Origin of the sequence: Halorhodospira sp. 9621 (assembly GCF_022228055.1) — a bacterium.
Classification (GTDB): Bacteria; Pseudomonadota; Gammaproteobacteria; order Nitrococcales; family Halorhodospiraceae; genus Halorhodospira; species Halorhodospira halophila_A.
In genome coordinates this window covers 1-9,104 of the sequence record NZ_JAJNRD010000049.1, presented here as the reverse complement: position 1 = coordinate 9,104, position 9,104 = coordinate 1, and the positions used below count along the sequence as shown (strand labels likewise).

7 protein-coding genes are annotated in these 9,104 nt (G+C 64.1%); 4 read left to right on the top strand and 3 right to left on the bottom strand.

Annotated features, from left to right (window positions below):
• The first annotated feature begins 242 nt into the window (after positions 1-242).
• Genes LRF89_RS12570 through LRF89_RS12555 form a run of 4 tightly spaced genes read left to right on the top strand, consistent with a single transcriptional unit; the run spans position 243 to position 5,420 of the window.
• Complete coding sequence (locus LRF89_RS12570; protein ID WP_238637283.1) at positions 243-734, top strand: hypothetical protein; 492 nt, start codon at positions 243-245, stop codon at positions 732-734.
• The gene (locus LRF89_RS12565; protein ID WP_238637282.1) at positions 712-1,548 is read left to right on the top strand and encodes a hypothetical protein; all 837 of its coding nucleotides are present in this window, start codon (positions 712-714) and stop codon (positions 1,546-1,548) included. Before LRF89_RS12570 ends, LRF89_RS12565 begins: the two co-directional genes overlap by 23 nt.
• On the top strand, positions 1,529-2,863 hold the full coding sequence (locus tag LRF89_RS12560; RefSeq protein ID WP_238637281.1) for a hypothetical protein: 1,335 nt from the start codon (positions 1,529-1,531) through the stop codon (positions 2,861-2,863). Before LRF89_RS12565 ends, LRF89_RS12560 begins: the two co-directional genes overlap by 20 nt.
• Complete coding sequence (locus tag LRF89_RS12555) at positions 2,856-5,420, top strand: J domain-containing protein (protein WP_238637280.1); 2,565 nt, start codon at positions 2,856-2,858, stop codon at positions 5,418-5,420. Before LRF89_RS12560 ends, LRF89_RS12555 begins: the two co-directional genes overlap by 8 nt.
• 5 nt (positions 5,421-5,425) lie before the next feature.
• Here LRF89_RS12555 and LRF89_RS12550 read toward each other — a convergent pair whose 3' ends face one another.
• The 3 genes from LRF89_RS12550 to LRF89_RS12540 form a co-directional block, all read right to left on the bottom strand.
• Positions 5,426-6,592 carry a glycosyltransferase family 4 protein gene (locus LRF89_RS12550; protein ID WP_238637279.1) on the bottom strand — a complete coding sequence of 389 codons (1,167 nt, stop codon included), beginning with the start codon at positions 6,590-6,592 and terminating at the stop codon, positions 5,426-5,428.
• 115 nt (positions 6,593-6,707) lie between these two features.
• Positions 6,708-6,863, bottom strand: coding sequence for a hypothetical protein (locus LRF89_RS12545; protein ID WP_238637278.1), 156 nt, complete (start codon positions 6,861-6,863; stop codon positions 6,708-6,710).
• Between the two features lie 551 nt (positions 6,864-7,414).
• A complete protein-coding gene (locus LRF89_RS12540) occupies positions 7,415-8,899 on the bottom strand; it encodes a hypothetical protein (RefSeq protein WP_238637277.1) in 1,485 nt (494 codons plus the stop codon).
• Between the last annotated feature and the right edge of the window lie 205 nt (positions 8,900-9,104).

The window sequence follows — 9,104 nt, the reverse complement described above, 5'->3', positions numbered from 1 at the left end:
TAGGGTCAACATATAGGGTCACGCCTGCCGACGGCCACCCCGCTACAAGCCGCTGACATCCACACGATCCGCGAAGGGGCCGGAGCATGTCGCCGAATCGGCGCTGTCGGGCGGGAAGACGCGGTCGGACCAGGCCATGTCACCAATCAGGCCAAAAAAGGGGTGATTGGCCGCAGTCCCGCCATCGGGGGAGCGATACCGTGCAGGCAACTCTCGTCATCCGACATTGAGGAGTTGCTGATATGAAAACTGCGCGCCTTGAAATTCATGATGTTCAGGAAGTTTCGGTCCAGAAAATCTATTGCCCTGTCGAGCCGAATCGGCGTTTATGCCCCATCGATGCGCGTGAGTGGGTTCCTAAGAACATCGGAATGCTTCTGCGTGTTCCGATCCCGGTCGCTCGATACAGAGATCGCTATTACGTTTTACAGGAAAGCGACTGGGTAAAAATCGCGGCGCTGCGCAAGGCTGGATTCAGCGATGAAGCCCTGTGTTGCCTGGTCGTGGGTGGGATCACGAAGACCGCCATGGAAACGATTTACGAGACCTCGTCGGAGCTACTAGTTGCCGCGGCGCCCCGGTACCCGGCGCACAGCCTGGCGGAGCATCTGCGTAGTAAACAGGAGCCACATGGAATTCGGGCACTTGAGCGCGGTTTTGGGTTCGCGCCGGGTGCCCTCGCGAAGAGCAAAATTCGTAAGGAATGGCGCGATGAATCCGGATTACGTGGATGAGCCGCATCCTGAAGCTGATCCGATGGGCGCAGTGGGCGATGCTCTCTCCCCTGTGCTCGCGGCCATACCCGGTACCGAGGCGGCGCCGTCGGATCAGCGCAGCTGGGAGACGTTCGCCCGGCAGCTTCCGCTGCCCGAGAACGGCCGCGGACTGTGGGGCGAGGGCGTTGTTGACCGGCTTGAACGTTTCGTCGGTGCGACCGAGGTAACGGTACCCGAGGCCGTGGAGCGAGCAACCGCGCAGGCATGGCTCCAGGCGGCTCGCACGTCGCTCAAACTGCTGCAAGCGGTGCACCGCCGCGAGCCGCCGGATCCGGCATGCGAGAGTCCGCGGGCTCACGGAATTTACCGGAGCGCGCCGGTCTACGCCGCGCTTCTGGAGAACCCGGCGCATATCTGGGATCCGGATTACCTAGCGCTGGCGCACGTTTGGTGGCGGTTTCGGGTCTTCCGAGGGTCTGTCAAGGGGCAGCGGCGCTATCAGGTGGTGAAGGAGTGGCGGTACTCGGCCGCCCCGGAGCTCGCTAAGAACCAAGAGGTCGTGGATGCGTTACGGCACGCTGCCCGCGGCGGCAGCTCGGAGGATGTCGGCCAGGAGCTGCTGCGAATCGCCGAGGATGGGGGCGTGCCGCAGGCGTTCGAAGAGCGTTTGAAGAGTCTGGGATGCTTCCTCGCTTACCCGCCAAGGACCCGCATGGGTCACTCGGGGCCGCGGTCGCGTGCCGGTCATCTTCATGAGCACCTCCAGCGGGCTCATCAAGAATCGCAACGGGGGCGGTTTGCGCCCGAGGAGGGTGTCGCGACGCTGGGATGACTCAGCGCTCGAGCGGGTGATCCTGCGGGACATGGACGCTTACCCGGGGGAGCTGGCGGATGAAGAGGTCGGTTTCAGCGTCGAGTCCGGCACGCTCTGGATTCGCCGCGAATACCGTCGGCCCGGCGCGCAGCAGCCGCAGGGCTGGACGCTGACCCTCGAGGGGGTGATGGCGCGCCGGATGACCGAACTCCTGGATGCGTACCGCGGGCGGCGTCAAAACTTGAAGAAGCTCTTACCCCGGGAGGCGTTCGCCCGCTTCACCGCAAGCGGGGTCCATGGCGTCGATCTGGAGATCGGCCGTCTGGAGCGTGATGCGCTCATGTCCGCGGCGCACAGTCTCCTGCGCTTTGCGCAGCGCAATGGCTACTCGGCGTCGGTACTCGATGCGCTCTTTGAGCGGGAGCCCGGCGCGCGCAACGAGAGCCACGGTCACTACATCCAGATGGACCCCGCTCGCCTCGCCCAGGCGTTTCATGATCTGACCGAGGCGTGGATGGCGTGGATTGGCTGGCAGGATGCGGGGCAGGGCGCTTTGCCGCTGATCCAGCCGGGCGCGGACCAGGCCGCCATTGGTTCCGAGTACGCCCCGGGGACGGACGAACTCCGGGCGTTTGCGACGGGTCTCCAGAGAGCACTCCGGTGGGATGCGCATACCCTGAGGCGCCCTCGTGGTTCCAGCGAAGATGCCAACCTGGCGGGCAAGCGTTTGCTACGGGACGCGGCGCTGTACGTTTGGCTGCAGGTGGCGCTGAGCACCGCGGCCCGCGGCGTCGTGCATCCGGCTCCACGGCGCTATGGGCGAAGCGACTTTCATCCGCTGGCGCTGATCGCTGACAAGAGCGGCCACGGTCCGGGCGAGGCCCGCATCCTCGGCCTGCCACGGGTGGTGGTGCAATCGCTGGAGGGGTACGACCAGATGCTCGATCGGCATGCCGCGCAATTGGGTCTGCCCGCGTGCCCCGGGAGGCTGCGCGATGGGTTGAACACCATCGTCGCCCCGGAGGATCCGCCGCAGGCGACGGAATGGCAGCCGGTCCGACCGGCGTGGATCGAGCGAGCACTGGCCACCTGGGGATACCCCTGGCCGGCTAACGCCATGCGGCACTTCGTGGCCAGCTGGTGCGCGGATGCCGGCATCCCCGAGGAGATCGCACGAGCTTGGCTGAATCACTTCGGCGAGGGCCAGCAGCCCATCGGACCGTACAGCTTTTCCAGGAGTTCGGGTATCGCCGAGGCGCTCGCTGGGTATGCGGAGCAGCTCCTCGGCAGGGTGGGGGCCGACGCCCCGCTGGGAGGTCTGGTCAATGAGTGATGAGCACAGGATCGATTGGCCCGAGCGGCTGCGGCGGCAGGCGCGGGCGCAGACGATGGCGGATCCGTCGGACGAGGCGATCAAGGCCTTCGAGGCGGTCATTGCCAATGACGGCGAGCTGCGCCCGTTTCAAACCGGGGCGGTCCCTGGCGCTGGCAGCAAATCGGATGTGAATGGCGCCTGGGAGCGGTTGCGGCGCGCGCTCCATCACACGCTGGGCAAGACGGTTGGTACCGAGGCCGCCATCCGGCAGACCGATCGCCTGCTCCAGCTCGCCGAGGTGGAGTTGCGGCGTCACTGGGGATGGCCGCGCAGCCAGCGTGTCGAGGATTACATCCTCCCGCCGCCGCGCAGCCCGCTGGACCGGGAGGTGGAGACGGTGGCCCAGGTGTCAGCCATCGAGCGATTGCTGCTGAAGCACTTCGGCGATCTGTACGCCGTTGAAGATCCGAGGGTGCTGGCGGGTGCCTGGGGGTGGCTTCTGGCCCTGGAGCTGGGCATCAGCCAACCCAAGTGGCTGGAGCGCCTGGTGCAAGCGCGAGAATCCGAGTGGGTTGCCGATCGCGAGGGCGGGCGCATCGAGCTCGACAGCCATTGCGTCCTACTCGGTGGCCTCACCCTGGCGCTTGGTCTGGACCGGATTCAGGCGCTCGACCCGCCGCGCGGACAGCCGCAGGCCTGGTTGCATGCCGCATGGGTGTGGCTCGGGTTACCCAAAAACGTGTCGCAGCAGGGGATCACAAAACACTGGCGGGACCTGGCGCGGCGGCATCACAGCGACTTGGTGGTGCACTACTGGCGTGGCCAACGTTCGATGACCCCGCTGGATGCGCGGGCGCGCAGGCTTTACTGGGAAGGGTCGGTGGAAAGTGGGGACGCTGAACTCCTCGATCCGCTGGTGGCCGGCGCAGACTTCCGACCGGCGCAGATCGCTGAAACCCCGAGCATGGCGACCTGCGGGGATGCGCAGCAAAGCCGACGTACGCTGACGGCGCTGGTGGACGACTTCGATGCCTTCGAGCAGCAGCATGGCCGCCGGCGGGCGCAGCGGAAACGAGCGCAAGCGGTCCGCCGTCTGGTTCAGTGGCTGGAGACGGAGCCGGTGACCCCGGTGGATGCCCTGGTGGTACGGTTCCTGCTCACCCTGTTCCTGCACGGTCCCAGCCAGGAAGGGGTCTACGCGGCGTCAACGCTGCGACGCTACGGCCTGGGGCTGAGTCGGCGGCTGCGCGCGGAGTTCGGCTGGGAAGATCCCGGCGAGCTGTCGGCCGAGGCACTGCATCAGCGCCTGGAGCGCGTCCTGGACGCCCTGCCGGAGCAGGATCAGCGGATCGGGCATCGTTGGCTGCGATGGCTGGTGGTCAATGACGAACTGCCGGTGGACCCCCGTGCGCTCCGGCCCGAGCGCTACGACCGCTCCCCCGGCGTGCGTGCAGCCGCGATCAATATGCCGACCTGGGAAGCGTTGCATGCGTGGCTGGCCCCGCGCGATCCCACCGGGGTCTATCGCCTGATGCTCGATCTGATGCTGCTCCTCGGTCTGCGGGAGCGCGAGGCCACCGAGCTGTGGCTCGGCGAGCTGCAGCGCAATCTGCTGTTCCACCTCGCGCAGCGCCTGGGTCACGGCTCGCCGCAGGCCACGCTGAGATCCTACATCCACGTGCCGGAGATGTTGGCTTTCTTCGAGGCGCTGAATATGCGCTACCGCCTGCCCAAGGCCGCGCTGGTGCCCGTCCTCGGCGGCCATAGTGATAGCTACCGTCAGATCGAGGGCTTGGCGACGAAGGGCCATGCACCTGCCCGTGGGCCGACGGTCATCGGTGTGGACCCGGAAGCTCGGCAGGATACCCAGGTCACCATCGAGGCGGAGCGCCTCTGGGTCAGGTGGGCAAGGCGGTTGCCGGCTTCCGCGCTGAGGCCAGGGCGGCGAGCAAAGGCCCCGGGGGCTGAAGGGGCCACCCCGGAGCCGCTCGAAGGCACGCCGTTCCTCGAGTTCCTCTGGCAGCTGGAGGCGGTGCGGCAGGGCGATGCCGAATCCGACGCCCATGGGCTGCAGGCGACGCTCGATGCGGTGCAGGCACGCTTCCCCCACGTGCACCGGATGGCGTGGCCCCCTTACGAGGTCGCGCTCCACCGCTGGCGGTGGGACCTGACTGGGCTGATGAGGTCCGCCGACCTGGATCGCCTGAACGCGTCGTCTCTGGAGCGACTGCTCGGTGGGATGGAGGCGACCGGCCTCGTGACCACCTACAAGCGCGATCTGAGACGGATGGTGCGGGTGCTCCAACTTTTCCGCGTGCCACCGAAGTACTGGTCCGTCACGCTGGAAGCCCCGGTGCAGGGATCCACGTCCAAGGCCGCGCGCGCACGCGAGACCGTGAATGAGGCGATCGGCAAGCCCGGGCGCGGCGAGCCCGCGATCACCGAGGTCGCAAGCCGAGTCCGCAATGTCCGCTATCGCGTCACCGTGGACGGCGACCCGCGCACGCCCTGGGAGGGGCTGGCGAGCGGGGTGGTGTGGTTGTGGGCGTGGCTCTATGGGAATCGGCTGCGGTAAGGTGATTACCGGCTCAGCACTTTCTGCGATCGCGACTCATTCAAAAGTGCCTCGTAGACTTCGAGGTGCTGGCGGACAACCTCGTCCACCGAAAACTCGGCTTCAGCCCGCTCGCGCCCGCGGTGCCCCATGGCCCGGCGACGCTCTGGATCTTCCAAAAGGGCGTGGATCGCGTCGGCGAGAGCATCGCTGTCCCGTGGTGGGACCAAGAGGCCGTTGTCACCGTCGGCCACCGCATCTCGACAGCCTGGGTGGTCGGTCGTGACGATGGCGCGCCCGCTGGCAGCTGCCTCGATGAGCGCCTTCGGAAGGCCCTCGCCATAGAACGACGGTAGGACGACCAGATGGCACTGTTTGAGTGTCGTGGGCATATCGGTGCAGTGCCCCCACCACTCCACAATGCCGTCGGCTACCCAGTTATCCAGCGTATCCCTCTCTAGTGCAGCGGGATTACCAGGGTCAAGGTCGCCGGCTAGGACAAATCGCGCATCGATCTCGCGCGACTTCAGGGCTCTGGCCGCTTCGGCGAATTCGACAACTCCCTTGTCACGAAGCATGCGCGCCGGCAACAAGACGACCGGGGTCCCTTCTGGCTCCGGTGAGATCGAGAACTGATCTAGGCGAACCCCGGACCCACGGATCATCACCGCCCGTGCTGGGTCAGTAATGCCCAGGTCCTCCAGCGTTCTTCGGTCATAGGCGTTCTGGAAAATGACTCGGCTCTTGGGGTGCCGCAGTGCTGCCCGATAAAGGCGGGTAGCAACCGCTTGCAACGCTCTATGCCGGAGCGACTCGCCGGCGAAGACATAGCCGAGGCCGGAAATGGCGCTGACGACAGCCGGGCAGCCCGCAACGCGTGCTACGAGGCCGCCGTAGACCACCGGTTTGATGGTGACGTGGTGAAGCAGGTCTAGGCGCAATTCCCGGTAGAGGTGGTAGAGCGCTCGAAGCGTCTTCAATTCCTCGAGCGGTTGAGTGCCCGAGCGACTCAGGGGGATCGGGTGGTGTTGGAGTGTTTGCTCCTCAATGCGATCGACAGCATCGGCCGGCTCGGGAGCCGTAGCGACGTGAACATCCCAGCCGGCATCCCGGGCAGCGAGGGCGATGGGAAGCCGGTGAGATAGAAAAAAAGAGGGGTTGTTGACAACGATGAGAACGCGAGGAGGGCTCACACTTTGCTCCGCTGCGCAGGAATCTTCGGTGAGGTGCCTGAAAGCTCTTTATTGCGCCTAGAAGCGCTGGCCACCCGCCCCGCCCCCCGCCAGCTCCTTTCAACAAGCCCGGATCTCAATAGCAACCCATCACCTCACGAAGCCGATTCACTGCGCTGTCATCGTCGTTTACCACATCTAAAATTCTGATGTCCGGCACATCATTATCCCCGAGAGCCACTTCGCTCAGCACCTCACTGACTTCCAGCTCCGCACAGTGTGCTTCGTGCATCGAGTCGAGGTTCCGGTCCACTGGACTGGACCCCTCACGCGCTTTTACTCGCTTTCGCACGGTTTCCAACCGCGCCGTTACGCGAACTACGACCCACTCTGAGACCGGGAGGCGCTGAAGGTGCTGCCGAAGGTGGATGCTCACCTCTTCACGGGGCCAATCCCCCTCGGTTCCGAACTTCGTGGACCACAGCGCCTGCGCGATCCCCTGATCCAGCACTAGGGCCTTAGTCCGAGTGCGCGCCGCCGAGCGGATCACGCAGTGAACAAAAACCCAGTTAAACAGAACTAGCCACCGTCGACGCCAGCTCATGGATGGATTGAGTCCAATCACCTTTCTGGCCCAGACTGCTGTAGCAAATGCCGCTGGTAAATGTCGCAGGAGTAGCCATACCTTCCGCCTGACTCGCTGCGTCCGGCCTCCTTGGCTGTACCAGTCCATCGGCCGTTCTATACCTGCCGGAACCGCTGTTCTCACAAGGTAGCTCTTTCCGACTCCGGGCACCCCGAAGAACTCCAGCACCTTCAGGCCGTTAGTCGGCGTCTCCCCGCTCAATGGCACGCCACCTCGGCCCAAATCGTCTCGGTTAACTGCTCGCGCATCACGTCGAACTCGCCCTCGTTGCAAAAACGAATCACCTTGTTGGCGATCGGCTTCACCGCCTGGTTTTCCCCAAACCGGCGCCGGATGTCTTCATCCGACTCTTTCTCTTCCTTGACCCGATCCCGGTTGCGCGCCAAGGCGCTCTCTAGGCTCACGGTCAAAACCACACAAACATCTGCCCGAGGCATCCGGGAATATGCCCACCGCTCGAACCGGCCCAACCCCTCTACCATCCTCTGGGGACTCGAGTTCCCCGGGGCAATCCGTGGTCCATCCATTTTGCCAAGCTCAGCCGACGGCCATCGATCCACCAAAACCAGACGCCCGCGACGCGCTGCGCGCACGGCGCGTTGGGCCGTCCGCAACCGTACCCATGCCAGAACGGACGCAGCTACGGCACGCGGAAAGCTCGTTGCCCGATTAGATGAAGCACGCCCAGCGCGTCCGTCACCCCCTCGCCGCCGACGAGCGACCAGACGGCGCGCGAACTCCAGGATGCGCCCTTGTGGCCGCCCCAATTGATACGGCTCTACCGTCACAAATCCGGAAAAGAACTCCCGCATCACGCGTAGCATCGTCGATTTTCCGGCGCCGTCAACGCCGCTGATCGCGATCACCAAGCCACCCCGCGGGAAAACCTTCTTTTGTTTCCAGAAAACCTTGTTGGCCGCCCGCATCAGGAAACTCACGACCCGCCGTGCTGACAACGTCCACCCCGCAACGCGCAGAAAAGGCCACAATGAGTGCCGAAGCCTTAAGGCCGCACCAACTGATGGAAGCCTGATCTTATCCCCGTACAGGTTGGCTTTTGTGAGATAGCAGGAAAGTTCAACAGGCCCGGCATCCGGGGTCCAGCCTTCGGGCCCGCCACAGGCCGCCCACTCATGCCGGTATGAAGCGAGTTCCCTGCGGTAAAGCCAACGGCTGCTTATCGACCCGCCTTTTAGCAGATGCCTCAGAGCGAACAAATATCTCTGCGCTTCACCGTTCAGGACCCAGATACCCGTGTTCCGGGAACGCTCCCGATTTGACAGCAGAAAGTCGTCCAGTGGGAGGATATATTCCTTGAGCCAGCTTTCCCCGGTAACAACCCGAAAATACACATGGAGGTGGTACAAACGCCCGTTACTACCTGCCCGAAATAAATGGCACACGGACGGGAATCGAGCAACTGGGTTCTCTAACTCCACCCAGCCCTCTTGCAATGCGACGGTCACGAAGGCCGCTCGGCGGTCCGGTTTAACGAAGACATCGAGATCTCCGTGGCCCTGCAGATAGGTCTCAAGCTCGTGATTATTTTTCCAGCTTACGTACGGGATACCGGCCTGATCCACCTTTGACAGCAGAGCCGAGATTTCCGTATCTTCCAGAATGGGTGACTGCACCGGCGGCGCAGCTTGGGTCTGATTCGATCCTTCTTCTAATGCCGTCACTGGGGCCTCCACTCCTCCTCAAGTATCCAAAGGTGAATGCTGCGACTCGAGTAAGCATATAATCCCCCTAAAGCAGCTATAGTCCATCGGGGGTGCGGTTCGTGACGCAACAGCTGGGTTTGTTATACGCCGAACGTTTGCCATATAAAAATAAGTTTTCGCTGCTGCGCGGTTAGGGGGGGGGGGGTTGAAGAAATACCAGGAC